28 protein-coding genes and 1 tRNA gene are annotated in these 23,460 nt (G+C 60.6%); 14 read left to right on the top strand and 15 right to left on the bottom strand.

Going from position 1 to position 23,460, the window contains the following annotated elements:
* Positions 1 to 47 precede the first annotated feature (47 nt).
* Positions 48 to 677, top strand: a complete 630-nt coding sequence (locus ABXS05_RS22705) for a TetR/AcrR family transcriptional regulator (protein ID WP_367625470.1) — start codon at positions 48 to 50, stop codon at positions 675 to 677.
* Between the two features lie 97 nt (positions 678 to 774).
* Here the strand turns inward: ABXS05_RS22705 and ABXS05_RS22700 are convergent, their stop codons facing one another.
* A complete protein-coding gene (locus ABXS05_RS22700; protein ID WP_311945159.1) occupies positions 775 to 996 on the bottom strand; it encodes a hypothetical protein in 222 nt (73 codons plus the stop codon).
* 433 nt (positions 997 to 1,429) lie between these two features.
* Between ABXS05_RS22700 and ABXS05_RS22695 the strand changes: the two genes are divergently transcribed.
* Complete coding sequence (locus ABXS05_RS22695; RefSeq protein WP_311945157.1) at positions 1,430 to 1,870, top strand: baeRF12 domain-containing protein; 441 nt, start codon at positions 1,430 to 1,432, stop codon at positions 1,868 to 1,870.
* A gap of 80 nt (positions 1,871 to 1,950) precedes the next feature.
* Here ABXS05_RS22695 and ABXS05_RS22690 read toward each other — a convergent pair whose 3' ends face one another.
* The 3 genes from ABXS05_RS22690 to ABXS05_RS22680 form a co-directional block, all read right to left on the bottom strand.
* Positions 1,951 to 2,643 (bottom strand): alpha/beta hydrolase, encoded by a 693-nt coding sequence (locus ABXS05_RS22690; protein ID WP_367625469.1) that lies wholly within the window; start codon positions 2,641 to 2,643, stop codon positions 1,951 to 1,953.
* Positions 2,644 to 2,853: 210 nt separating this feature from the next.
* Positions 2,854 to 3,198: a hypothetical protein gene (locus ABXS05_RS22685; RefSeq protein ID WP_367625468.1), complete on the bottom strand. Its 345-nt coding sequence runs from the start codon at positions 3,196 to 3,198 to the stop codon at positions 2,854 to 2,856.
* A 124-nt stretch (positions 3,199 to 3,322) separates the two neighbouring features.
* Positions 3,323 to 4,168: an Ivy family c-type lysozyme inhibitor gene (locus ABXS05_RS22680; protein WP_367625467.1), complete on the bottom strand. Its 846-nt coding sequence runs from the start codon at positions 4,166 to 4,168 to the stop codon at positions 3,323 to 3,325.
* 484 nt (positions 4,169 to 4,652) lie between these two features.
* Between ABXS05_RS22680 and ABXS05_RS22675 the strand changes: the two genes are divergently transcribed.
* The 10 genes from ABXS05_RS22675 to ABXS05_RS22630 all read left to right on the top strand — a co-directional run bounded on the left by ABXS05_RS22675 (position 4,653) and on the right by ABXS05_RS22630 (position 12,332).
* Positions 4,653 to 4,787 carry a hypothetical protein gene (locus ABXS05_RS22675; protein WP_367625466.1) on the top strand — a complete coding sequence of 45 codons (135 nt, stop codon included), beginning with the start codon at positions 4,653 to 4,655 and terminating at the stop codon, positions 4,785 to 4,787.
* 437 nt (positions 4,788 to 5,224) lie between these two features.
* Positions 5,225 to 5,830, top strand: coding sequence for a hypothetical protein (locus tag ABXS05_RS22670; protein WP_367625465.1), 606 nt, complete (start codon positions 5,225 to 5,227; stop codon positions 5,828 to 5,830).
* 392 nt (positions 5,831 to 6,222) lie between these two features.
* Complete coding sequence (locus ABXS05_RS22665) at positions 6,223 to 6,414, top strand: hypothetical protein (RefSeq protein ID WP_367625464.1); 192 nt, start codon at positions 6,223 to 6,225, stop codon at positions 6,412 to 6,414.
* Between the two features lie 142 nt (positions 6,415 to 6,556).
* Complete coding sequence (locus ABXS05_RS22660; protein ID WP_367625463.1) at positions 6,557 to 6,775, top strand: hypothetical protein; 219 nt, start codon at positions 6,557 to 6,559, stop codon at positions 6,773 to 6,775.
* A gap of 129 nt (positions 6,776 to 6,904) precedes the next feature.
* Complete coding sequence (locus tag ABXS05_RS22655; RefSeq protein WP_367625462.1) at positions 6,905 to 7,444, top strand: NYN domain-containing protein; 540 nt, start codon at positions 6,905 to 6,907, stop codon at positions 7,442 to 7,444.
* 209 nt (positions 7,445 to 7,653) lie between these two features.
* On the top strand, positions 7,654 to 8,502 hold the full coding sequence (locus ABXS05_RS22650; RefSeq protein WP_367625461.1) for a DUF3800 domain-containing protein: 849 nt from the start codon (positions 7,654 to 7,656) through the stop codon (positions 8,500 to 8,502).
* Between the two features lie 260 nt (positions 8,503 to 8,762).
* Positions 8,763 to 9,284 carry a hypothetical protein gene (locus ABXS05_RS22645; protein WP_367625460.1) on the top strand — a complete coding sequence of 174 codons (522 nt, stop codon included), beginning with the start codon at positions 8,763 to 8,765 and terminating at the stop codon, positions 9,282 to 9,284.
* Between the two features lie 864 nt (positions 9,285 to 10,148).
* A complete protein-coding gene (locus ABXS05_RS22640; protein ID WP_367625459.1) occupies positions 10,149 to 10,358 on the top strand; it encodes a cold-shock protein in 210 nt (69 codons plus the stop codon).
* Between the two features lie 1,401 nt (positions 10,359 to 11,759).
* Positions 11,760 to 12,035 (top strand): 30S ribosomal protein S21, encoded by a 276-nt coding sequence (gene rpsU, locus ABXS05_RS22635; protein WP_367625458.1) that lies wholly within the window; start codon positions 11,760 to 11,762, stop codon positions 12,033 to 12,035.
* Between the two features lie 90 nt (positions 12,036 to 12,125).
* Entirely contained in the window at positions 12,126 to 12,332 is a 207-nt protein-coding gene (locus tag ABXS05_RS22630) for a hypothetical protein (protein ID WP_367625457.1), read from the top strand.
* Between the two features lie 849 nt (positions 12,333 to 13,181).
* Here ABXS05_RS22630 and ABXS05_RS22625 read toward each other — a convergent pair.
* The 8 genes from ABXS05_RS22625 to ABXS05_RS22590 form a co-directional block, all read right to left on the bottom strand.
* Positions 13,182 to 13,258 (bottom strand) — tRNA-Met (locus ABXS05_RS22625).
* A gap of 124 nt (positions 13,259 to 13,382) precedes the next feature.
* The gene (locus ABXS05_RS22620; RefSeq protein ID WP_311940142.1) at positions 13,383 to 14,171 is read right to left on the bottom strand and encodes an inositol monophosphatase family protein; all 789 of its coding nucleotides are present in this window, start codon (positions 14,169 to 14,171) and stop codon (positions 13,383 to 13,385) included.
* 138 nt (positions 14,172 to 14,309) lie between these two features.
* Entirely contained in the window at positions 14,310 to 14,648 is a 339-nt protein-coding gene (locus tag ABXS05_RS34875; RefSeq protein WP_437178689.1) for a pyridoxamine 5'-phosphate oxidase family protein, read from the bottom strand.
* 262 nt (positions 14,649 to 14,910) lie between these two features.
* A complete protein-coding gene (locus ABXS05_RS22610; protein ID WP_367625456.1) occupies positions 14,911 to 16,008 on the bottom strand; it encodes a tetratricopeptide repeat protein in 1,098 nt (365 codons plus the stop codon).
* Positions 16,005 to 16,655, bottom strand: coding sequence for a thiamine phosphate synthase (locus ABXS05_RS22605; RefSeq protein WP_367625455.1), 651 nt, complete (start codon positions 16,653 to 16,655; stop codon positions 16,005 to 16,007). The genes ABXS05_RS22610 and ABXS05_RS22605 overlap by 4 nt, the downstream gene beginning before the upstream one ends.
* A gap of 129 nt (positions 16,656 to 16,784) precedes the next feature.
* Complete coding sequence (gene fba / locus ABXS05_RS22600) at positions 16,785 to 17,849, bottom strand: class II fructose-bisphosphate aldolase (RefSeq protein ID WP_367625454.1); 1,065 nt, start codon at positions 17,847 to 17,849, stop codon at positions 16,785 to 16,787.
* 50 nt (positions 17,850 to 17,899) lie between these two features.
* Complete coding sequence (locus ABXS05_RS22595; RefSeq protein WP_367625453.1) at positions 17,900 to 19,090, bottom strand: phosphoglycerate kinase; 1,191 nt, start codon at positions 19,088 to 19,090, stop codon at positions 17,900 to 17,902.
* A gap of 226 nt (positions 19,091 to 19,316) precedes the next feature.
* Entirely contained in the window at positions 19,317 to 20,213 is an 897-nt protein-coding gene (locus ABXS05_RS22590; RefSeq protein WP_367625452.1) for a LysR family transcriptional regulator, read from the bottom strand.
* A 97-nt stretch (positions 20,214 to 20,310) separates the two neighbouring features.
* Between ABXS05_RS22590 and ABXS05_RS22585 the strand changes: the two genes are divergently transcribed.
* Complete coding sequence (locus ABXS05_RS22585; RefSeq protein WP_367625451.1) at positions 20,311 to 21,186, top strand: NmrA/HSCARG family protein; 876 nt, start codon at positions 20,311 to 20,313, stop codon at positions 21,184 to 21,186.
* Positions 21,187 to 21,283: 97 nt separating this feature from the next.
* Here the strand turns inward: ABXS05_RS22585 and ABXS05_RS22580 are convergent, their stop codons facing one another.
* Together ABXS05_RS22580 and ABXS05_RS22575 are read right to left on the bottom strand one after the other, a co-directional pair.
* A complete protein-coding gene (locus tag ABXS05_RS22580; RefSeq protein WP_311939945.1) occupies positions 21,284 to 21,463 on the bottom strand; it encodes a DUF4177 domain-containing protein in 180 nt (59 codons plus the stop codon).
* Positions 21,464 to 21,510: 47 nt separating this feature from the next.
* The gene (locus ABXS05_RS22575; protein ID WP_367625450.1) at positions 21,511 to 21,867 is read right to left on the bottom strand and encodes an SPW repeat protein; all 357 of its coding nucleotides are present in this window, start codon (positions 21,865 to 21,867) and stop codon (positions 21,511 to 21,513) included.
* A gap of 111 nt (positions 21,868 to 21,978) precedes the next feature.
* Here ABXS05_RS22575 and ABXS05_RS22570 point away from each other — a divergent pair, with 111 nt between their 5' ends.
* Positions 21,979 to 22,719 (top strand): TetR/AcrR family transcriptional regulator, encoded by a 741-nt coding sequence (locus tag ABXS05_RS22570; protein WP_367625449.1) that lies wholly within the window; start codon positions 21,979 to 21,981, stop codon positions 22,717 to 22,719.
* 27 nt (positions 22,720 to 22,746) lie between these two features.
* Here the strand turns inward: ABXS05_RS22570 and ABXS05_RS22565 are convergent, their stop codons facing one another.
* Complete coding sequence (locus ABXS05_RS22565) at positions 22,747 to 23,460, bottom strand: DUF3142 domain-containing protein (protein ID WP_367625448.1); 714 nt, start codon at positions 23,458 to 23,460, stop codon at positions 22,747 to 22,749.

The raw sequence follows: 23,460 nt of genomic DNA, 5'->3' as shown, positions 1-23,460 counted from the left end.
ACATGACAGAAAGTCATTCATTCGGACTCGGATGGAAGAGGCTGGGCATGGCCGGAAAGATGGGAGGCACCGGTGTGCCGCTGCGAGGCGAGCGACCGCGCCAACGGCGTATCCAGCCGGCCGAGGTGCGGGTCGACGACCTGATGTCCGCAGCAGCAGAGCTCTTCATTGCCCGTGGCATCGAGGCCACCACGGTCGACCATATCGTGGCACGCGCGGGTGTGGCCAAGGGCACCTTCTACCATTATTTCGATACCAAGACGGATGTCATCCGCGCCCTGCGCGAACGCTTCTCGCAGGATTTCCTGTCCCGGGTTGCTGCGGCCATCGACGCCTGCCCTCGCGACGACCATGCCGCGCGGCTTTCAGCCTGGATCAGCGGCGCCGTTGCGACCTATCTGGCGAATTTCCAGCTCCACGACGTGGTCTTCCACGATTTCCCCTATAGCCAACGGCAGTCGCGCGAGAAGGACGCCGTCATCGCCCAGCTCGCCACGCTGCTCGACGAGGGGCGGGCGGCGGGAGTCTGGGCCGTTCCGCAAAGCCGCGCCGTGGCGCTCATCCTGTTCGACGGCATGCACGGTGTCGTCGACGATGCCATCGCAGCGGGAGAGCATGCGCCCGAACCGCTATGCCACCTGCTGTCCGGCCTGTTTTTGCGCATGCTCGCGACCTGATCCGGCCGGGAGGGCAGCAGCATCCGAAGGCACCGGGCATCCTCTTCCTGACGAAACAGGCATCGATAATGCACCACCGCACTCTGGGACCGCACACCTAGCGCAGCGGCTGGCCAAGCGATACAGAGCGGCCCGGCCCCGACATCGGCCTTTTCCTCAAGGTGGCGGATTCTGCAATCATGGTCACCAGGATCGCGATCGCCAGAACGGCGACGATGCAGACGGAGAAATGGAATTGCCGGCCGGCATCGCCCCTTGAGACGCGGCGCAGGCGATGGTTTTCCTCGGTGAAGTCCAACAGCGTTTCGTCGCGAGGCATGGCAGCACTCCCTCTGTCACGACAGGCTTCCGATGCCTCTCAATGACAGCGGACCGGTGCTCCGCTCTGTGCGAAATAGCACAGCAGTCTTATGAATTCCTGGCGTTTCGGCTCAAGAAATGACGGTACATTTTGGTTCAAAATAGGAGACAACGATCGTAAAATGCGCGGAATCAAGGCGTTATTGGAGGAAGCAATTCTACGGGAATGCATGCCATTTGGATCCGCGAAAGCGACCGTGCACCCTTACGCTGCGATATCGCTTATTTCCTGTGATCGATCTCCACCCCGCAGGAATCGCGACGACATCGCAGGATGGGAGCTTCGTTCAATCGACGCGCCCTGCCGCGGAGCAACAAACCTGGCATCCCGCGCCTAATATAGGAACATTTGAGCGCCTGGATGCATTTGCTTGCAAAGAGGTATTGCAACCATGATCCTAGACGACAAGAACACCCTCGTGCTGGTCGGTGATGGCAGGAAGGCGCTTTTTCTGCGCCAGATCGGCCATGGCAACAAGGCCAGTCTCGCCGTGGACCAGGTCCTGCAGGAAGACAACCCTGCCACACGGGAGCAGGGCACAGACCAGCCCGGGCGTACCGGCACAGGCAGCAATGGCCGTACCAGCGCCATCAAGGAAACAGACTGGCATCGGCTGGGTGAAGAACGCTTTGCGGCCGGGCTCGCCGAAATACTCTATCGACGCGCTCATGCCGGCCAATTCGACAGGCTGGTCGTGATCGCCCCGCCAAAGGTGCTCGGCGACCTGCGCCAGGCCTTCCACCAGGAAGTCCTGGAACGCGTCAGCCGTGAAATCCCCAAACAGCTGACCTCGCATCCGATCGAGGATATCGCGAGGATGCTGCGGGAATAGTCACACCATCATCCGCTTCGGCCGGCCACAATGCCGATCCGGGATCGGATCGGCATTGTGGCCCGGGCCTTGCAAATGTCCTATCCGACCGCGCTCGCGGCTTCGTCGATCAGCTGGCTGACCTCAACCGGCCTGGAAGCGAGCGAAGCATGGCTGGCCTCGAGCGTGATGACCTTGCGCGGATTCATGCGCCCGGACATGCGCTTCTGGTTGTCGGGAGCGATCATGCGGTCGTGGCTGGAAATCTGGTACCAGACCGGCTTCACCTTCCAGGCCGGTGCAGTGACGTTGTCGCCGAAGGTGGAGGCCAGCGGCGCCTTCTGGGTGACAGCCATGATCCGGGCTTCCTCGGCGCTCAGATCCTGGCAGAAACTTTCGCCGAACTTGTCATATTTGATCCAGAGATAGCCATCGCTGTCCGGCGCGATGTTCGGAAACGCCTCGGGCGGGACCTGTTGGCTGATTGCACCGGGGCTCTCGCCGGCGTCGGGTGCGAAGGCGGCGATGTAGACCAGGCCCGCCACGTTCGGCAGGCCGCCGGCCTCGGTGATCACCGCACCCCCATAGGAATGGCCGACCAGCACCACCCTGCCTTCCTGCTGCTTGACCATCTGGCGGGTACGCTCGGCATCATCCGCCAAGCCGGTGAGCGGCAATTCCACGGCACGGACCTTGTCATACCCCAGGCGCGTGAGTTCCGTGATCACCTTGGCCCAGTGAGCCGCCCCGCCCCAGAAGCCATGGACCAGCACAATCGTCGTATCCTTAGCCATCGTATTCCTCACCCGTGTTGAGCGCGCATGCGCAGGCACCATCCTATCGCGCTTTTGTGTCGGCTCTGCATGAAACGACGCAAAGGAGGAGCGCGGGCCCGCCACGCGCCTGGACGGCGGCCCCCTCATCCTGAGCACCCCTGCGGGCGGAATGACCCGCCCGTGTCTCCCGCTGCGATCGTGGTTTCGAGACTGCCCCATCGGCGCCCATCACGGGGCTGGGCCGCACAACTCGTAGAGTGCCTGGCCCATCGTCGCATTGACCGGGCGCGATCTGGCCCGGGGATGGCGATCCACATAGCGGCCGAGCAGCTCCACTGCCGCCCTGTCGGTCATGCCGGCAAGGCACTGCCGGCGGTGGCGCGTGATACTGCAGCCGTCACCGAGGCAGGTCGAGAGCTGCTCCATCACGATGGCCAGCGCGAAACCCCGCCGATAGTCGTCGGGCCAGGCGAGCCAGGCATCATAGCTCTGCGCCTGCGCTGGGCCGCTGCAGGGCCAGAACGCTACCCCCATGAGCAATCGGCTCGCCACAAGCCAGTTGCCGCTCTTCATCGCGTGCTCCCGACGTTCCGGATTGCAATGTCGCATTTTTTGCCGAAAGCCGGCAGCCTTTTCAGGCTGGAAAAACACGCCCCAACAAGCTGTTGCGGACGAGGCCCGCTTCGCCGGGAGGTCCCTATTTGAACGGGCGCGCCCATTCGGCGAGCCTGCGCCTGAAGGCCGGCGGCCAGGCCTTCACGTCCGGCCGGACGGCGATGGGCTTGTCGCTTTCCTTCCAGGCCAGAAAGACCTGCTTCTTCGAGACGTCGACGACGTAGAATGCCGTCTCGTCCGGGCAGCGGATCTTCAGGCAGGACGAGCCGATCACCGCATCGCCCTCGACATCGACGCTGCCCAAGCCGTTCAGCAGGCGCTTGAACGTCGCCTCGTCCGGCCCGAGCATCTCGACCAGCCGGCTGGCGATCGTGCCATAGCTGAAGATCTGGCTGGGATGCTGCGCCTTCAGGTCGAGCGCGTTTTGCCAGATCATCGGATCGGGCGCGGTAGCCGTTGTCTGCGGGGCGGAAAAACCCGTCTCCGGCAGCCATACCCATCGGGTGCCGTTGCCATAGGACGTGGTCTCCTCGAAGACGAAGCCGACACCGGAACTCGTGAATTCCACATTCTGGCACTCCCCGATGGGGCCATCGAAACGGGCCGGCTTGCCCGGCGGGAAAGCAATGATGAACCGGGCGGGGGCGCAGGCATTGCCGCCGCTGCCGGCATAGCCGATCGCATAGCCCATCCCGCCGATGACGCCGATCTTCTCGAGGGCGATCACCCCGTTCTCGGCGACGATCTTGCCCTCGACCTCAAGCTGGCGGCCGTCATCGTCGGTCTCGATCAAGGCGATCTTGCGTCCGAACAGCTCCAGAGGCTGCCAGCGCACGGGCTTTCCGGCATGGGCAGACGCCGCCAGGAACAGGCCCAGCCCTATTCCCAGGCAGAGTGTCCCGGCAGGGCCGACGCGAAGGGATGGCACATTGCTGTTGCCTGTTGCTCGTTCCCACGGGCCAGCCGCCAGAAACCTGCCCCGCCTCATCGCACCCAGCATCGATGTACTCCTGCCAGACAGGCGTCGATAACGGGCATCTAATAGCACCCGGCCCGCCGCCGCCACTGTTCCGGCCGGAGCAGTTCGGGCCGCAAACCGCCGCTCCGGTTACGGCGCGCTATTTCAACTGGTTCCGCCCGGAGGCTGTTCGACGCGTCCACATGAGCACCCCACGGCCCACCCGATATTGATCCAACGCCATATTGATCCTGCAGGCGCGGCGTATGCGAATTCGACCTCCGCTCACGCCGGATTGTCTTGATGCCTGGAGCAATAAGAATGCCTCGAATAGTCTGGACAATGTCCTTACGCTCGTAGAGCGCATAGGATCAGGCAAAGCAATGCAAGAGAGAAGCCATATGTTTCCGGACCCATTGGTGCATTCTGGCCGAAACTGAAGCCCGGCGGCGTCATGGCTTTCGACGACTACACATTGAGCGGATGGTGGAAAGATGGCGTGGTCGCGCCCGTTCACGCCTTGCTCGGCCGTGAGCGCTGCCAATTGGAATTGGCGGTCGGCAGCCAGGTCGCCGTGCGCAAGCTGTAGCGCTGGATGTGCCTTCCTGTCATGCAGGCCTCCCGTTGCAGGAGGTCGGTCCCGAAGGCGGAACAGGTCACCGATTGATAGTTGATGAAAGAGGGAGGCCCGGGCGGACGGTTGCTGAGGCTGTCATCCGGGCCTCCGGCCTCCATCCTCGTCAGGCGGGAAGCGCACCGAGGCTATCCTGTGACCCGGTTCAGGAGCAATCGCCTCTTTAGTACTAGTGCTTCCAGATGCGAAGGTCCGGCCTTTCCGTCTTCGTTGAACGGACAGTTGCTCCCAATAACGTCATCCGGCTTTGCCCAATATCCGTTCTGCAGCACCTCATGCGTTTGTGGCCCGGCGAGGCATGCGCCATTGCCCGCGCCGACGATCAACGTATAGCCTGCCAAAGGGCCCTACTACCGCAACTGACAGTTTGAGAACCAGGAGGGATGCAAGGAATGCGACAGGCTGGAACGGCACCGCTTCATCCGCTCAAACTTGCCTTGCTGGGCGCGCTTGCCGTTCTTGCGCCCCCCGTGAACGCTAAAGATCTTTCCGATTTTGAGCGCATACTTCCCAAAAGCATTGCGGGCATGACTCAGGTCAAGATCCATAAAACAGCGACGGACGGGCAAGTCATTGCCTTTTACGGAGGCAAGGCGGGACGAGCCACGGTCTTCATCCTGCCCGTAAGCGGCGAGGATGCCCATGGCGTCACCCGGGCCTCGCAGGCCGTGCTCCTGGATGCCACGGCGGCGGGACTCAAGGAGGGTACCAAGGCACTGGGAGATAGCTACTGGACAGGCTCGGTTCAAACGCACACGCTCAAGGCCGACAATATTGAGATGGCCTGCACCAAGGTGGAAATGCGGCAGGCTGGCGAGAAGGGACCGCCAGACCAGATGCGTCTGATGGATCGCCGTTGCTTCACCCAGGTAGGAGACGTTGTGATCGGGACCTATGTGACGACGCCGTTCAAGGAGTCGCTTCGATCTGCGCTGGAAAAGGACCAGCTCATCTTCTGTGGTGCCTTCACCTCGGCGATGGTCAATGAAAAGCGATAGAAACGACTTTCCAGCACCGCCAAGACCGCGTCCTATGACATTTTTGTCTATCTGCGATCGTGCCCGGCCGCGCTCCAATCCGTAGAGACTGCGGCCAGTCAGGTCGTCGAGGTTCGGCACTATGCAAGCTGTTCAACCAACGGTTGGCGCAAGAAGCGTTTCGGCTTCTCGCAAGTGCTACGCACGAAAATCGCGCCGCGGTTCGATCATCTTTTCTATGAGAGAGATGGTAGCGGGAGAGCGTTTCGTTCGTTCTCACCGACAGAGCATCCCCTACGGCGTGGGGACGGTGGCTGTCAGAGGGTGGTGAAGGCGGTTCGCTCACTGTGTCACGCTGATATTCTGCGCTTTCGCTAAATTGCGCCCCGGTCGTCCACGGGGGTGCAGTACGCATGAGGATCCTCGCCATTGTCATACCTGTGGCATCGCTGGCGCTGCTTTCAGGTTGTGCCCCGAGCCAGGAGCAAATCAAGGCGGCTTGTGAAAAGGATGCCGGCACGAAGGGGGCCGATGCCGTCAAGGTGTGCATCGACAGGACAAACTTTGAACTGGCGCGGCAGTGGTGGAAGTTTAACAGGCCGTAGCGACACAATCTCCACGATCTGGCAGCGCACAAAGGTGCCGCCCGCTCCCACATGCCTGGCCACACAAAGGATCCTCCTGAATCACGGGAGTTTCACGCTTCGCTTGCACAGGTAGTTGGCCAGCAATGGAGCCGTGGAACTGATGACCGACAAACCAGCTATATCAGCAGATTGGTTTCGAGCACAGATCGGCCAATATCGAGCGATCCTTCGATCGATCGACGATAGGGAATACACGACTGGCGATGTTGGCAGGGACGGCGTTATCTCCGACCAGACCCCTGAGCTACGCGCTATCTGCGAGCAGGTCATAGAAGGCCTAGAGGCGGCCCTGAAAATGCTGGAGATCGATAGCCGTTGAATGCAACAAAGTCCTTTCGACCCGAAGATCGAGGTCTCGATCGGCTAGTTTTGGTATCGACATCGGATTGAGCAGAATTTTGAATGCATGTGTTCATACGAGCGCAGAGGATACAGAGGATAAGTTTACATGGATTTTGTCTACGTGGATAACTCTAATCTCTACATTGAGGGTCGGAGAGTAAGTGCTGTTGCCCAGGGAATTGCCTCCAATATTCGAGAGGCTATGGAAAAAGGCATTCTTGATCACGGATATACAATCAGCTTCGGAAAACTCTACGAATTTCTATGCGGAAGAGACAAGAGGGAGATCAAAAGAGCCGCCCTTTTTGGATCGCGGCCGCCCCCAAACGACGGAATATGGCAGCACGCCCAAAAGGCGGGCTTTACGCTTCACCTGGAGGATCGCAACTACGCGAACAAGGAAAAGAAAATCGACACCGGTATCGCAACCTTACTTACTAAGGACGCCTATAAAGAAGGGAAGCCCAAACAGGATGTATTCGTCCTCGTGGCTGGCGATAGTGATTATGTTCCGACGATTAAAGCCCTCCAGGAGGACGGATACATCGTGGAAGTTGTTTTCTGGAAACACGCGGCTAAGGAACTTCGCGACGTTGCCTCGAAATTCATACCGCTCGATGATTTCTTAGAGGCGTTGCGCCTTTGAATAATGTAAACTTATTCCCCTCAAGCCCACATGTGAACTGAATCTACCCGAAACCCTAAAAGAGGCTGTAGCTCCAAGGTCAGAGGGGGACGCTCAAATCTGAGCAGTCCAGCGATTTCAACGGGTTGGATGTAGGATGCCGTCGCGATGATTCCGGCACGGTATGGCGAGACGCCGGAGGATCTGGAGGGGTTGGAGTAATATTCCCAGTGCCAGTTAAGTTTGTCGCCTATATCGACGAAGCGGGAGACACCGGCCTACGGGCAGTTCGGCCGAGGAGCGTTGTGGGCGCGACTGAATGGCTCGTCCTGTCCTGCACGGTAGTTCGCATCGAAAACGATATCGCGCAGATTCAATGGATACGCGACATACAGGCACGCTTCAGGACCGTGCAGCGCCCTCAAATTCATTTCAAGGATTTGACGCCCGCTAAACGAGAAATTGCGACAGAAGTTCTTTCTGAAAAGCCATTTCGCGGCTTCGTTGTCATGTCGAACAAGAAGAATATTGTACAATACAATAATAAAAACATTAAAGACGGAAACAGAAATTGGCTGTATTGGTTTTTGTGTCGCATTCTCCTTGAGAGAGTCACAGGTCTATGCGGCAGGATTGCCGACAGAGAGGGCCTTCAAGACGCCAAGCTACGCATAGTTTTCTCAAAGCGCGGGAGGATGCCTTACGACGAGTTTGTTGAATACCTTCGGAAGCTAAAAGAACAAAGCATATCAGAATCTTTGTATCTGAATTCTGGAGATCTAGATTGGCGTTTGGTAGATTTTGAGGAGATTGTCGTACGTCGACACGAGGAAATGGCAGGTCTTCAAATTTCAGATATCGTGGCAAGTTCATTCTTTCATGCCGTTGAACGAGATCGCCCTGACGAATGCAACCCGCTTTATGCAAAGAAATTGAAGCCTATTATGACGAAATCCCGAGGTTTACATTTAGAGTTTGGCGTCAAAACGATGCCAGAGCTTTGGCGTATGGATTTAAAGCCAACTCAACGTGAAATATTTGTTGAGTATGGTTTCCCGCCAAATGGGTGGGATATCTAAAGAGAGGGAGGGGCGGCAGGCCCCTGGCCCACAATACCACCGTCTGTTTCACCGGCTGCCTCACGCGAATTGGAGACTCGGGGTTATTCCAGCGTTGCCTGCCAACACAACTTATATCACTCACAGCGACATATGAGAATCCCAGACCCGCCCACATGGCGGGTTTTTTTTGTTGGATCAGTCAACTAGCGACCGGGGATTCCCCCGAAACAAATTCGTGGTATGCAATTGCCCTCGGAGCGTCAGGCGGGGTCGTTTCCATGAAATTGGTCATCGAGAATTCGGACAAGGACCTGGCCCGGCACGCGGCTTCAGAGGAAGTCGAGAAGACGCTCAGGGAATTCGCGATCAATTTCCTGCGGGTAGTCGCCGGCGGTGGTCGAGCGTGGCAAGTCTATGGCGACATGTTCGAATGTCTCGAAGCCTTTCAGGCCTACGAGAAGGCCCATAACTCCGGTCCTTCCTCCTGGGACATCTCCAACGCGGTCGATGGCAATCGCGCCGATCGGGAGCGGATGGAAAATTGGTCGCAACGCGATCGAGAACGCTGGCGGGCAAGTGCCGAGATAGACAAGATCGAAGCGAAGATGGACATTCGCCAAGCAAGCTTGCGCATTATTGCCGCCCAAATGGCGCATCAGCTAACGATACAGCGCCATGCCGAGAACCTATTCGATGCCGGCATGCGACAGCTCGATGATATTCGCGAAGAACGGCGGCGAGCGCGCGCTGAAGCTGCTAGGCCACGGCCAAAGAAGGCCCGCAAGAAGACAGCACCCTAGACCACAACCCATTCGAGCCCGAAAAACCGTTGCTCGGTTATCCACGCCGACATTGATTTTGCTAGATAATTTTTAGAACAAATTGGGTACGGTTTCGTTGGGTGGGACTTTTTACCCGCACCTTTGTTCGTTTTATGTTCGAAGGCCGTCACCTTTCACAGGTACGTCACGAGCCCTGTCCTGTAGTCGCAACAGGCAAGAATTGGGGGGCGCGGGTGAACTGGAAAATCTCCGCATATATGAGCGCGATCGCAATCGCTGGTCTAGTCAGCCTGAGTACTTCAGGCCGAGCTCAGGACTTTTCTTGCCCTATAGGTAAGACGGCGGCGTGTTTGGACTACTCGGACAAAGTCTGCGACTCTACCTTTGGCGTGTGCGTTAGAAAAAACTCTCAATGTTTCGACGAACTGACGTGTTTCCCTGGTGGTTTCGTTTGCAAATCAGACATGGAAAGCTTGAGGAAAAAGGCACTTGAGGTAGCCGGCAATTACGATGACTTTAGATCTTGTATCAACCAAGCGTCGGATATGGACGCCATTAGGCAGTGCATCAACCTAGATAATATCAGGCGCTGATATGGCTGAACATTGCCACCGAGGGCCACAGCCAATGCTAAGTCCCGAAGCAAGGAATCCCGGCCAGGGCTACGCGGGAATAAGCGCCCCTGACCGGTTCCCATCGGCAGTTCGTGCCTCCTGCCGAGTGCTACTGCCATAGCAGCTTCTCAACCAGCTTGCTTGATAAATCGAAGCCCCGCGCACTTAGCATCGTTCGCCCCTGGCAGAAACCGTGACTTGTTCGGGAGCCACAATCAAGGGTATAAGTTCCACGCGCCGAAAGGCTTCTTACTCGGAAAAGGTCGAAATGAGCACTGGAACGGTCAAATGGTTCAACGAGCAAAAGGGTTACGGCTTCATTCAGCCGGATGACGGTTCGAAGGATGTGTTCGTTCACATCAGCGCTGTCGAGCGGGCCGGATTCCGCACGCTGCAGGAAGGCCAGAAGATCAGCTACGAAATTACCGAGGATCGGCGCTCCGGCAAGATGTCGGCTGGGAACCTGCGGGCCGACTAAGCGCCCTTGAAACCGTCCTCGGTCCTTCGGGACCGCGAGTTCGCAGACACCTGTTTGCGCCCGGCGTTTCGACAGCGCCGGGTTTTTCTTTCAGCACTGGATAGAGTGTCGCCTTGAAAACGGGCCGCCGGGATTCGCGCGGATCTCCGTTTGCTGTTAGAGGTGGGTGGCCAGTTCGTGATACCCGTTCTGCTCCGACATAGTCCCGGCTTCGGAACATGCGGGTATGGGTGAGGTGCCGAAGCGTTCGGAAGGAATGACTGATGGCCCGAAGTCCCCCGCCTCCCAGCAGATCGGAGAAGCGACACGCCGAAACCGATATCGTCGCCAACGCTCTTATCGAAGGTGAGACGCAGGCTCGCGACGCAAAGATTGCACGCCTAAAAGCCTTGCGGGAAAAGCGCGATGGGACCGGCGAGGAACCCAAGCCATCCGTTCAACATGCTCCAGTGAAACGGCAGCGCATTCGCCGTGCCACGACACAGGGGCGACGATAGGCCCAACGCCGGCATCGGAAGGGATGAGCAATGCCCAATAGCGTCGATCCAATTGAGCGCGTCTGTCGCGCCTTGTGCCGGTTTCACGGCAATCCCGAGAACTCGCAATTCGACGGCAGCCCGATGTGGGAGTCCTACAGGGACGAGGCAATGGTCATTCTGTGGGCGTTAAGAGAAGACGATTGGCTACCCAATGGCTTGGTCGTGAGGAAAGACATACGCCGAAGTGTGTGACCGTCGCGGCAGCGCCTCAGCATCGCTTGAGCACGAATAATCAATGACATATCGAAAGTGATGTGCTATTCCAACATATGTCAAAATTAGATTTTCTCGTTCCTGCCGAACTTTTTGTTAAATCAAAATCGGCCGGACGGGCCCGAAATTCCATAAGATATCGGCGCTTTGACAATTTATATTCTGCCGTTCATTTTGCTATGGACGAGTATGGGGCGGACCTTAACAGCATCTCCATACAAACGGATACAGATGAATATTTAGGGTTATCGATCCGATCTCTTTATGAGAATGAGGAATACCCACTAAAGGGAAGACCGGCCGTCAAGCAACGCGCCACGAGTTCAACGTCTAGCACAACTCCCTCGACTATCCGTAAATTCAAGATTGGCGACACCGTCAGATATTCACGTTCTGGTCTGACGGGCCAAGGTGGGCATTACGAGGTGGTCAAAGTCCTTCCTATCGAAAATGCCGAACCAACCTATCGCATTAAGAGCAAGAGCGAGCAGCACGAGCGCGCTGTCAAAGAGCACGAGATAGCACTGGCCTAATGCCCTGCCGCAGTCGGCTGTATTCGTTCGCTTAGCTTCAAATACTCGACCTCTCGAAGCAATGGACAGTGTCCAGATTGCCCTGAGTTTCACTCAACCGGAAAGGAAATGAGTCGTTGCAAGTATTGGTGCGGGACAACAATGTCGATCAGGCTTTGCGCGTTCTGAAAAAGAAGTTGCAGCGCGAAGGCCTCTTCCGCGAAATGAAGCGCCGCAGGGCCTATGAGAAGCCTTCCGAAAGAAAAACCCGGGAAAAGGCCGAAGCAGTGCGTCGAGCAAAAAAGCTGGCTCGAAAACAGGCGCAGCGTGAGGGCCTCCTTCCGCCTCCCAAACCACGTGATACCACGGCCAAGCGTGGAGCTTTAAAGCCACGTCCTGGTCCAGCTGCATAACGGAAGCAGCGGCGATCCATCCCTTTGGTTGTGTGGTCTTGCATTGCCTAGTCGGCACGGCGGCGCTCAGGGCACCGCACAGGAGACGACGTGATTAGCTTCAAAGGCTATGTCTACGAATCCACCAGCCCCGATATGCCCATTATCGCCGTAATTTTCGATGGCGAGGATAACCCAATTCAATTGCAAGTCGTCGCAAACATCGAGCAGGGAATGCAATTTCTCGCTGATTTTATATCCAATGGCGATGAACTCCGCGAGGTTCTGGGGCGAAGCCAACATTGGACCGCGCATTGAGAAGAAGCCAATATCTGATCACGAGGGCTTCCAGATGAAACCCGTTTTTGTTGTTTTCACACGCGTCGCAGCACCCCGGCTAAGTGTCGCGGTGAATGTTGCGCAAATTCAGTATGTCGAACCCATGCAATCTGGAGGTGGATCGCAGATATATTTCTCTGATAGCTCCCAAGTGAACGTATATGATCCACTCGATGAAGTGTTGCGCAAGATACGTCAGGCTACCAGCGAAGCGTATGCATGATGACGAGGCGTTTCCATCGAATCACGATAGTATAGTTGTCTTGACTCGCTTCGCTCACCCTCTGTGTGGCGGACGCTTTTTCGCGGGGAACAACCTGCTGTCCACTTAGTTTGGAGGTCTCTACTCCCGTGGGGACCTCGACCCTATCCCGCTCGCTGATTCCCCGCGCGCGGCATGCATTTTTCGCACTTGTCACGCCCAAACACATGGGCAGGAAAGATACGGCAAACCGCCATGGATGCCGCCCAAGACGAGTTTCTTCTCGCGTGTTATCGCCATTGGGCGAGGGATGCGGGTCTGTCGGAAATCGAAATCCAAATGGTTGAGCACGAGGCCAGAAGAAAGAGTGGCCTCGCCATCGAGCACACGATCGCTGAGCGTTTCTACGCGTTGATTTGCCACCTGATTGAGAGTGGGCACTCGTCAGCTGGGCCAGAGTAATGACGAGAAAAAATTGTGGTGATGGTGCATTCAATTGGCGGCGTGCGGCGCACAAAGCTACCGCCTTGCCAAAGCCGGCAAAAACACCCGGAGGAACGCAGCCATTCGCAATGGCGGCACACGAAAACCGGTCAATACTCAATCATCTTTTTTCTGAAGAGAGATGGTAGCGGGAGAGGGACTTGAACCCCCGACACGCGGATTATGATTCCGCTGCTCTAACCAGCTGAGCTACCCCGCCACGAGGCCCGGCGCTGCCGGACGGGCGGCTTATGCAAGGCTGGGCCGAAACTGTCAAGCGGGTGGGAGAGGAAATCTTCTCCCCTCCCCGTTTTTGCTACGGTTTCGCCCCTGCAGCCGCCCTGTCAGGCCTTGGCGAAGAGGCCGAGCAGGCCCTTGTGGATGGCCTCGTTGCCGGCCACGATGTCACCAGTGTCCAGCATGGTGTCGCCGCCACGAATGTCGCTGACGAAGCCGCCGGCTTCACGCACCAGCACGATGCCGGCCGCCAGGTCCCAGGAGGAGAGCCAGCGCGAGGCCAGACCGTCGAGGCGGCCGGAAGCGACATAGGCCAGGTCCAGGGCAGAAGCGCCGAAATTGCGCACGCCGGCGACCTTGCCCATAACGGCGCCGAGATCGGCAAGATTGGTCTGGTGCTGGCCGCGGCCGAGGCGCGCCAGGCTCATGCCCACCATGGAATCCTCCATCAGGCGGCGGCCGGAGACGCGGATGCGGCGTTCATTGTGGAAGGCGCCCTTGCCGCGCTCGGCCACGAACAGGTCCTCGGTGGCGGGATTGTAGACGACGCCGGCCACCAGCAGGCCCTCGCGCTCCAGCGCCACCGAAACCGCGAAGAAGGGCACGCCGTGCAGGAAATTGGTGGTGCCGTCGAGCGGATCGATATGCCAGCGATGGGTCTTGTCCGCGCCTTCGACGACGCCCGCCTCCTCCATCACGAAGCCATAGCCCGGGCGGGCCCGCTCCAGTTCCTGATGCAGCGTGCGCTCGGCCTTCTTGTCGGCGATGGAGACGAAATCGCCCGGCCCCTTGGCCGAGACCTGCAGGTTCTCCAGCTCGCCGAAATCGCGCTTGAGACCCTTGCCGGCCTTGAGCACGGCAGCAACCATCACATTCATCAAAGGTGAACGCAGCATCATGGAACTTTCAAATAACGGTCGCCCCGGAGATCGGGGCGCGGGAATGGGAAGCGGCCTGTCTAATGGAAAATGCCGCGGATATGAACGGGAAAATGCGACCTGTGTGAAAATTCGAATCGCCGCGGCCTGCGACGCTCACAGGGCCTGATAGTGAGCTTTCCAATGGCTACGCAGCGCCTCTTCCTCGGTGCCGATGTCATAGGCGGGCGAGGAGATCGGTTTCACTGCCTCGACGCGCACGCGCACGAAATGGCGGATGCGGTCGGCCAGCGCGCCCCAGCGATCGAAAGCAGGGCGCAGGGCCGCGAAGGCCACATCCTCGCGCGAGATGATCTCGCAGCGACCGCGAATGCGCACGCCCTTGCGGGCGAGCACATCGACGAAATTGATCTCCACCACCGGGCGCTCGCGGATGTTGCGCAAGGTGCCGGGGGACCGTGCCTCCCCGAAAACGACATGGTGGTCGTCCAGCACCAGAGCAAAGCGCGTTTTAGTAGAAACGCCCTTTTGCTCTCACTCTTTGGCTCGACGCGTCTTTGCGATTCGAGGTGAGGCCTCAAATCGCAAAACGCTTGGCATCATGCCCTTGGGCGACAGATTGGGCGTACCGTCAGGATTGACGCTCGCCACATAGCCGAGCGAATGGCGCTCGATCACTGCCCTCGCCGCTGCATCCAGCACCGCCGGCCTCCCCTTGTCGATCCCCTGGCCACCCCGCGGAAAATACCGGTTGGCATCACATGCCGTAGAAGCGGGCGCCCTGGATGGCGGCCGCCCGCACCTCCGGCGTCTGCCGTGCGACATATTCGTCGAGCTGCTTGTCCTCGAGCCCGGCCGCCTTGGCCAGCAGATGCCACATGCAGGCCAGAACCGGATTGGGCGCCAGGCCCATGCCGGCAGCATACATGCGCGCCAGGCGGTTGCGGGCGATCGGCGAACCGCGCAGCGCGGCGCGCTCGAACCAATCGGCCGCCATTTCCTGGTCGCGCGGCACGCCCTCGCCGTTGAAGAGGGCGATGGCATATTCCACCATGCCGTCGACATTGTTCGTATTGGCCGAGGCGAGGAAGTAGTCGGCCGCCTTCTTCTTGTCGAGCGTGACGCCCTTGCCTTCCTTGGTGAGCACGCCGAGCGAGTAGAGGGCATCGCCATTGTTGGCGAGCGCCGCCTGGCTGAAACGCTTATAGGCGGTGGCATAATCGGGCGGGCCATTCGTCGTGCGCAGGGCGATGATGCCGAGATTATAGGCCGCCTCCGGCACGCCCAGCTCGGCGGCGCGGTTGAGCAGCAACATGCCGCCCGGCTCGTCCTTGGGCACGGTCTTGCCCAGGAGCTTGGTCATGCCATAGGCGAACATGGCATTGCGGTCACCGCGCTCGGCCGCCTCGGAATACCACTGCGCCGCCTTTGCCGGATCGGGCGGCACACCCAGGCCATTGGCATAGAGCTGCGCGATCAAGGTCATCGCCGCAGGATCCTTGTCGGATACCACGCGCTTGGTGGCCTCCTCCAGCGCCTTGAGATAGTAGCCGCGCTGGAAGGCGCCATAAGCCAGATCCGGTGGCGGACCTGCCGGTGCGGCGGGAGCCGCAGCCTCGGCAGGCTTGGCCGAATCGGCCGGAGCGGCGGCTTCGCCAGGCGTACCCTCCGCCGGCTTGGCAGCGTCAGGCGCAGGCTGTGCCGGCGTACCCGTCTGCGCCGGCTTGACAGCCTCGCCGCCATCGGCGCCGGCGGATTGCGCGGCATCGGCCGGAGCCGATGGCTCCGCCCGGCCCGGCAGCGAGGCAAGAAGGACGGGCAGCGCCAGCGCGGCCGCAACAGCGATGCGCTTCATGCGAGACTCCCTCTCTGCTTCAGCAGCCGGTCCGCCAGCGCAACCGCTTCGGCAGGCCCCTGCTCGTGATTCCAGACGGCATTACCGAGCGCCACGAAATCGGCACCGGCGTCGGCGAGCAGCGGCACGGCCGCCAGATCCGGCGCGAAAGCGACGCAGGGCACCTCGAAAAGCTCGGACCACCAGGCGGTGCGCTCAACCACCCCCTCAAGCGGCGGCAGGCGCCCGTCGCGCGCCGGCTCACCGAACATGACATAGTCGACCCCGCTTTCGGCGACGGTCATGGCCTCATCGCGCGTCCGGATGCCGCCTGACCCGACGATGCGCTCCGGCTTGAAGCTGTCGAGTGCATCGGCGAGGCCCTTGCGGCCGTCATTGAGATGCACGCCGTCGGCACCCGCTCGTGCCACCACGGCGCTCCAGCCGCTGACGAGCAGCGCCGCGCCGGCGCCTTGCACCACCGGCGCGATCTCCTTGATCAGCTTCTTGGCGCTGCTGTCGTCGCCGGCCACCGGCGTGAACAGCACGCAGGCAATGTCGCCGGCCGACAGCGCGGCCCGCAGGGCCGGCAGGAAGGCAGCGACATCGTCGATGGCAGGGGTGACCAGATAGATCTGGACGGGGGGGCGGGGTGGAACTTCAGCCATGGCAGGAATCCCGGGTGTCCTTCTTCTCACTACGGCATCGGGGCCGATCCCGGAATCGGCGCCGATGCTGTAAGGTTTCGCCATCGCTTCGCATCGACTGGGGAACGCGAAACGGTTTTCCGGCGCCGCTCAAGCGAATTTCGGCTCGAACTTGCCGGCCTTGTAGTCCTTGGCCATCTCGTGAAGCGGAATGACCTTGATCTTGGCAGCCTGGCCGGCCGTGCCGAATTCCTCATAGCGCTGCTTGCACAGCTTGATCATCGCATCCTGGGCGGGTTTCAGATATTTGCGCGGATCAAATTCGCCCGGATTTTCGGCAAAGATGCGGCGGATCTGGCCGGTGATCGCCATGCGGCAATCGGTATCGATATTCACCTTGCGCACGCCATGCTTGATGCCGAGCTGGATTTCCTCCACCGGCACGCCCCAGGTCTGCGGCATCTCGCCGCCATATTTGTTGATGATGTCCTGGAGTTCCTGCGGCACCGAGGAGGAGCCATGCATGACCAGGTGCATCTCGGGCATGCGCTGGTTGATCTCCTTGATGACATTCATCGCCAGGATGGCGCCATCGGGCTTGCGCGAGAACTTGTAGGCGCCATGCGAGGTGCCCATGGCGATGGCGAGCGCATCGACCCTGGTGTCCTTGACGAACCTCACCGCCTCGTCGGGATCGGTGAGCAGCAGGTCATGCGAGAGCTCGCCTTCGGCGCCATGGCCGTCCTCGGCCTCGCTCATGCCGCTTTCCAGGCTGCCGAGCACGCCGAGCTCGCCCTCCACCGAGGCGCCGACCCAATGGGCCATGTCGACGACACGGCGGGTGATGCCGGCATTATAGGCATAGTCGGCCGGCGTCTTGCCGTCCTCCTTGAGCGAGCCGTCCATCATCACCGAGGTGAAGCCGGCCTGGATGGCAGTCAGGCAGGTGGCTTCGTTGTTGCCATGGTCCTGATGCACGCAGACCGGGATGTCGGGATAGATCTCGACCGCCGCATCCATCATCTTGGTCAGCATGACGTCGTTGGCATATTGGCGCGCCCCGCGGGAGGCCTGCATGATCACCGGCGAGCCGGTGGCCTTGGCGGCCTCCATGATGGCGATCACCTGCTCCATATTGTTGATGTTGAAGGCAGGGACGCCATAGCCTTGCTCGGCGGCATGGTCGAGCAGCTGGCGAAGGGTGATGCGTGCCATTGCGAGATCTCCGAGACGATCGGCGTGGACGGCGAGCCGTACGGCGCCGTTCAGGCGCGCAGGATCTCCACACCCGGCAACGGCTTGCCTTCCAGCCATTCCAGGAAAGCGCCGCCCGCGGTCGAGACATAGGAGAACTGGTCGGCGACCCCGGCATGGTTGAGCGCCGCCACCGTGTCGCCGCCGCCGGCAACCGACAGCAGCTTGCCGGCCTTGGTGCGCGCGGCGACATGCTTGGCCGCCGCCACCGTGCCGTGGTCGAAGGGGTGCAGCTCGAAAGCCCCCAGCGGGCCGTTCCACACCAGCGTCTCCGCCTCGTCGATGGCGCCCTTGATGCGCTCCACCGATTGCGGGCCGGCATCGAGGATCATGCCGTCGAGCGGGATCGAATCGAGGCCATAGGCATGGTTCGGCGCATCGGCGGCGAAATGATAGGCCACCACGGCGTCGACGGGCAGGATGATGGCGCAATTGGCCTTCTCCGCCTTGGCGAGGATGGAGCGGGCGGTATCGGCAAGGTCACGCTCGGCCAGCGATTTGCCGACGCCGACGCCCTGGGCATGCAGGAAGGTGTTGGCCATGCCGCCGCCGATGATCAGGGCATCGACCTTGGCGACGAGATTGCCGAGGAGCTCGAGCTTGGTCGAGACCTTGGCGCCGCCGACCACCGCGACGACCGGGCGCTTGGGCTGTTCGAGGGCGCGGGACAGCGCCTCGATCTCGGCCTGCATGGTGCGGCCGGCATAGGCGGGCAGGACGCGCCCGAGGCCTTCGGTGGAGGCATGGGCGCGATGCGCAGCCGAGAAGGCATCGTTCACCCAGATATCGCCATTGGCGGCCAGCGCCTTGACGAAGTCCGGATCGTTCTTTTCCTCGCCCGGATGGAAGCGGGTGTTCTCCAGGCAGAGGATGTCGCCCGGCTGCATCGCCGCCACCGCCTTGGCCGCGGCTTCGCCGATGCAGTCCTCGGCAAAGGCGACCGGCCGCTTGGCGATCTCGGCGAGCTTGGCGGCGACGGGCTTCAGGCTTTCCTTGGGGTCCACGCCCTTGGGCCGGCCGAAATGGGCGAGCAGGATGACCTTGGCCTTGGCACGAGCGAGTTCGAGGATGGTGGGGATGATGCGCTCGATGCGGGTGGCATCGCCGACGACGCCGTTCTCCATCGGGACGTTCAGGTCGACGCGGACCAGAACGCGCTTGTTTTCCACATTCACGTCGTCGAGGGTGCGAAAAGCGCTCATGCCTGTCCTGTCCATCTGTTTTCGGCAAAGTGCCCGAGGCGTCAGCATGGATTGGCACCAAGCCATACTCACCACACGCCCTAGCACACCCCGCCTGCCTCGCAAAATCACCGGCGAGCAATAGAGCAAGCCGGCGGATCGATAAAGCGTTCAAGACGGCCGAAGGATCTAAATTGCATCGAGAGATAGCTCGGCACGGACATATCGATCCTTTCGGCGTCGGCACTCATCGGAACAATTGCGCGTCGAGCTTTCGCACCGCCAGCTCGATGAAAGCCTTGACCAAAGGCGACAGATGCCGGCTGCTGGGATAGACGACATAGAGACCACCGGCTGACATGGTATGATCTTCGAGAATACGCTGCAGCCGCCCATCCTGCAGGGCCGGTCTTGCGAGCTGGTGGGGCAGTTGGGCGATGCCATAGCCGGCAATGGTCGCCGATAGCGCCGAATGCATGTCGTTGACGGCAAAGCGGCCTGAAACTGCCACTGTTTCCTGGCTCTCCGGCCCCTCAAGCAGCCATGACGCCCCCTCCACCGAGGGGCCGACGATCACGCAGGCATGCCGGGCGAGATCCGCTGGCACCTGCGGCGTTCCGAATCGCGTGAGATAGTCCGGGCTGGCGCACAAAATTCGATGCGTGGTGCCAAGCTTGCGCGCGATCAAAGTGGAATCCGGCAGGATCCCGGTCCGGAAGGCCAGATCGATGCCATGCTCGATCAGGTTGAGCCGGTCGTCGGTCAGGATCAATTCAGCCTTGGTCTTGGGATGGGCGGCCAGGAAGTCGAACACGGCACTGTTGAGCAGATGATCGGCAAATCCGGCAGGGGCGGAGATGCGGATCGTCCCCGAAGGTTCCGTTCTTGCTTCGGCAAGGCGCAGGTTTGCCTCGTCGATCAGCCTCAGCGCCTCGCTGCTGCGTTCGTAATAGAGACGCCCGGCCTCCGTCATGGCGAGGCTCCGCGTCGTGCGCTGCAGCAAGCGTGCACCGACGGCCTGTTCGAGCGCGGCGATGCGGCGGCTCACTGTCGTCTTGGGCGCGCGGAGCAGCCGCGCGGCCCCGGTGAAACTGCCGGCCTCGACCACCCGGGCAAAAACCAGAATGTCGTTGAGATCGAGCATTATATCCAAATTTGGGACGATGTTTTCCGATAATAGCCCATTATGGTTCGATGTGGCAGCGCTAAATTGGCTTCATCACAAGCAATGGAGCGATGCAATGACCACGAAGCGGACTATATTGGTGACCGGCGCCACGGGTCAGCAGGGAGGTGCCGTTACCCGCGCCCTGCTTTCCAGGGGACACAACGTCAAGGCATTGAGCCGCAGGCCCGACAGTGCCGGCGCGCAGGCCCTGGCGGCGGCGGGTGCACAGATCGTGCCTGGCGATCTCGACGACACGGCCTCCATCGTCAAGGCAGCCAGCAACGTCGACACCATGTTCCTGATGGGAACCATGCTGGCTGATGGCACAGACGGAGAAACCCGCCAGGGCATCGCCGCCGCTGATGCGGCCAAGGTGGCCGGCATCGGGCACTTGATCTACTCGTCGGTCGCCGACGCCGACAAGGCCACCGGCATCCCGCATTTCGACAGCAAATATCAGGTCGAACGGCATATTGCGGGGCTGGGTGTGCCCTATACGATCAGCGCCCCGGTCTTTTTCATGGAAAACATCGTGGCCTCCTGGTCGATCGGCGGCCTGCGCCAAGGCGTGCACGCCCTCGCTGTCCCGGCCAAGCGCGCCTTGCAGCAGGTGGCGCTGGCCGATATCGGTGCGTTCAACGCCGCTCTGGTCGAGCGCCGCGAAAAGGTCTTCGGCAAACGCTTCGACTATGCGGGAGACGAACTCTCCGGCGAGGAACAGGTGCGAATTCTCTCGCAGGCAACCGGTCGTCCGATCCGTTACCAGGAAGTGCCGACCGCCGCGATCCGCCAGCAGAGCGAGGATGCCGCCATCATGTTCGAGTGGTTCGATCGGATCGGCTACGACGTCGACATCGCTGCCCTGCGCAGGGATTTTCCCGAGGTGAACTGGCACAGCTTCGCCGATTGGGCCGGCAGCTTCGACTGGCGCATCCTCGACCCGCAGTGAACCCGGAGCCACTGCCAGCGGCGGTGATGCAAAAGACGGCGCCCGGGATGACGGGGCGCCGTCGGCCCGAAAGGGCAGGCGCACCGGTCCGCCGCCGTCAGACCCTCTTGCGCTCGAGCAGCACCGGCAGATCCTCCACTGCGAAAGACGGGTGTATCCTCAGATCGATGCTGACGACCCGCCAGCCCTCGGCCGCATATTCGTTCAGCCGCTGCACGATATAGGCGGAGCGATCGGCCCGGTCGGCGACGTGGATCTTTTCGAGACGATACTCCATCACAAAAGCCTCCTTTGTCGGCAAGGCGGCGAGCAGTGCGTTCGGCTTCAACTCGTCCGGGCATGGCGAAAACGCCACTCAGCCGCCAGGGAAATCACGATCACCAGCCCGCCCACCAGCCAATGGGCGCGTTCGGCCGCTGTGTCGGAGGAAAAGCGCAGCACCCATGGCGCCACGATGAGCCAGAGGCCCAGTCCCAGCGTCACCCATTCCTCCCATTGCCTGGCCTCGCTCAAAGCCGCCAAGGCCAGATAGGCAAGCAGGAAAGCCATCACCCAGGCGTGCCAAGTCGGCACCTCCATCGCCCTGAACCCGGCGAGCCAGGGCGTACTGAACAGACCGAGCGCCAGCAGGAGCAGCAACCAATCCTGTACCCGCTTTCCGGAAAAAAGAGTCGAAATCATCATGGTCTCCACGGTTGTCGCAAACGTGCTTGTGCATGACATTTATATCGTAATACGATATAAATTTCCAATGCGAAGCTATCGCTCGCGAGGCTGTGAAGGGAGCCGACCGTGACTACAGATCCCAACTCCGACCTATCCTCCCCTCTCATGACAATGAAGGGCAGTGACGATGCGATCGTCTGCGCCCGGCACTTGCTGCGTGCCGCCCGGAGGAAGTTCTTCACCAGGCCCTACGATGCCGTCAGCATGGAGGACATCGCCGCAAGTGCCGGCATTGCCGAGGCCAAGGCTTGCGGCCTGTTTGCCAGCAAGGAAGAGCTGTTCGCATCGCTCGTCGTGCAGGAGATGGCCGCCGCTGCGGTCGAGATCTGGTGCAGGACGGTCGGATCGACCGACATGGAAACCGTCTTGCTGCAGGTGGCGCGCAACTATGTCGGACTGTTCGGCTCGAACCGGGCCACGGAGATCTATCGCTCGCTGATCTGCGTGTCGGCACGCTTTCCCCATCTCGGCCGCATCATCTACGAGCACGGCGCACGGGTGCTGCTCGAAAGATTGTCCGCCTATATCGCGGCCCGCAGCGCGGAAGGCTGCCTGGCCGTCTCCGATCCCGATCTCGCCGCCCAGCAATTCCTGAGCCTGATCCACGGCAATCTGCACCTGCGCGAAGTGCTCGCCGCCCAGCCCGTCAGCGATACCGAGATCGACCGCGTGATCGAAAGCGGCGTCCGGCTCTTCCTGTCCGGATATCGGCGGGACCAGCACCAGGAGTCACGCCCAGCGCGCTCCGAACATCTCGAGAGATCTGCCGATGAGTGCCGCTCCGCCGGCGGCGCGACATCTCATTGAACGAGCGGCAAACGCATGATCCCAAGATCAAGGCCGCGCCGGATTCTGCAGGAACACGACATAGCCGCGAAACCAGGGATTGGCGGTGAGGCCAGGCGGCTCCTGCCAGTCGCCGGCCTGCACGAGGCCGATGCGGAAGGGCATCCGCAGCCGGCCCAAACGCGAAAGATAGGCGGCATAGCCGGGGATCGTGCGGCGTCCCTGATAGGTCTGAATGATCACTTCGTCGACGACGCCGCCGAGCGCTTCCAGCCCCTTGGGATCGCCATTGCTGCTCCAATCCATCAGGCCGGTAATGCCGAGCCTGTACTCCGCCGGCAATTGGCGGCGCAGGCCCGAGAGGAAGGAGGTGTAGCTCTCCAGATGGCGCGTCCGGGCGTCGAAATCGATCTGCAGGCCGATGACGCGGTTGCCTGCCGCACGCCAGCGCCCGAGCTGGGCGAGAACCTGGCCGTAGATCTGCGGCGGCCATGCCAGGGTCTCGACGCGCACCACCAGCCACAACGGCGTATCGGGAAGGTGGGGAACGGCGCTTCGCCGCGAAAGGAGGCGAACCGGTTCCCGTCCACCGACCTCCGACGCCAGGAGATAGAGCTCGCGGGCCCGTGCGAGTTCGGGCTGCGTCCTCACGCCCGCCCACAACCAGAAACTGTAATGGCGGGCGGCATCGACGGGAGCTTCCGCGGCCGCGACACCGCCAGCCGCCAAGGCAATGACGAGGGCACACGCCGAGCGCAGCAT

The sequence above is a fragment of the Labrys neptuniae genome (assembly GCF_040797145.1).
Taxonomy (GTDB): Bacteria; Pseudomonadota; Alphaproteobacteria; order Rhizobiales; family Labraceae; genus Labrys; species Labrys neptuniae.
Note: the sequence above shows the minus strand (reverse complement) of the source record. Positions and strands in the feature narration are given on the sequence as shown.

What these genes read in the sequence shown, in the direction of transcription:
- ABXS05_RS22705 (WP_367625470.1), top strand. Translation starts at nt 48, where the DNA reads ATGGCCGGAAAGATGGGAGGCACCGGTGTGCCGCTGCGAGGCGAGCGA.
- ABXS05_RS22700 (WP_311945159.1), bottom strand. Translation starts at nt 996, where the DNA reads ATGCCTCGCGACGAAACGCTGTTGGACTTCACCGAGGAAAACCATCGC.
- ABXS05_RS22695 (WP_311945157.1), top strand. Translation starts at nt 1,430, where the DNA reads ATGATCCTAGACGACAAGAACACCCTCGTGCTGGTCGGTGATGGCAGG.
- ABXS05_RS22690 (WP_367625469.1), bottom strand. Translation starts at nt 2,643, where the DNA reads ATGGCTAAGGATACGACGATTGTGCTGGTCCATGGCTTCTGGGGCGGG.
- ABXS05_RS22685 (WP_367625468.1), bottom strand. Translation starts at nt 3,198, where the DNA reads ATGAAGAGCGGCAACTGGCTTGTGGCGAGCCGATTGCTCATGGGGGTA.
- ABXS05_RS22675 (WP_367625466.1), top strand. Translation starts at nt 4,653, where the DNA reads ATGGCTTTCGACGACTACACATTGAGCGGATGGTGGAAAGATGGCGTG.
- ABXS05_RS22670 (WP_367625465.1), top strand. Translation starts at nt 5,225, where the DNA reads ATGCGACAGGCTGGAACGGCACCGCTTCATCCGCTCAAACTTGCCTTG.
- ABXS05_RS22665 (WP_367625464.1), top strand. Translation starts at nt 6,223, where the DNA reads ATGAGGATCCTCGCCATTGTCATACCTGTGGCATCGCTGGCGCTGCTT.
- ABXS05_RS22660 (WP_367625463.1), top strand. Translation starts at nt 6,557, where the DNA reads ATGACCGACAAACCAGCTATATCAGCAGATTGGTTTCGAGCACAGATC.
- ABXS05_RS22655 (WP_367625462.1), top strand. Translation starts at nt 6,905, where the DNA reads ATGGATTTTGTCTACGTGGATAACTCTAATCTCTACATTGAGGGTCGG.
- ABXS05_RS22645 (WP_367625460.1), top strand. Translation starts at nt 8,763, where the DNA reads ATGAAATTGGTCATCGAGAATTCGGACAAGGACCTGGCCCGGCACGCG.
- ABXS05_RS22640 (WP_367625459.1), top strand. Translation starts at nt 10,149, where the DNA reads ATGAGCACTGGAACGGTCAAATGGTTCAACGAGCAAAAGGGTTACGGC.
- ABXS05_RS22620 (WP_311940142.1), bottom strand. Translation starts at nt 14,171, where the DNA reads ATGCTGCGTTCACCTTTGATGAATGTGATGGTTGCTGCCGTGCTCAAG.
- ABXS05_RS22610 (WP_367625456.1), bottom strand. Translation starts at nt 16,008, where the DNA reads ATGAAGCGCATCGCTGTTGCGGCCGCGCTGGCGCTGCCCGTCCTTCTT.
- ABXS05_RS22605 (WP_367625455.1), bottom strand. Translation starts at nt 16,655, where the DNA reads ATGGCTGAAGTTCCACCCCGCCCCCCCGTCCAGATCTATCTGGTCACC.
- fba (WP_367625454.1), bottom strand. Translation starts at nt 17,849, where the DNA reads ATGGCACGCATCACCCTTCGCCAGCTGCTCGACCATGCCGCCGAGCAA.
- ABXS05_RS22595 (WP_367625453.1), bottom strand. Translation starts at nt 19,090, where the DNA reads ATGAGCGCTTTTCGCACCCTCGACGACGTGAATGTGGAAAACAAGCGC.
- ABXS05_RS22590 (WP_367625452.1), bottom strand. Translation starts at nt 20,213, where the DNA reads ATGCTCGATCTCAACGACATTCTGGTTTTTGCCCGGGTGGTCGAGGCC.
- ABXS05_RS22585 (WP_367625451.1), top strand. Translation starts at nt 20,311, where the DNA reads ATGACCACGAAGCGGACTATATTGGTGACCGGCGCCACGGGTCAGCAG.
- ABXS05_RS22580 (WP_311939945.1), bottom strand. Translation starts at nt 21,463, where the DNA reads ATGGAGTATCGTCTCGAAAAGATCCACGTCGCCGACCGGGCCGATCGC.
- ABXS05_RS22575 (WP_367625450.1), bottom strand. Translation starts at nt 21,867, where the DNA reads ATGATTTCGACTCTTTTTTCCGGAAAGCGGGTACAGGATTGGTTGCTG.
- ABXS05_RS22565 (WP_367625448.1), bottom strand. Translation starts at nt 23,460, where the DNA reads ATGCTGCGCTCGGCGTGTGCCCTCGTCATTGCCTTGGCGGCTGGCGGT.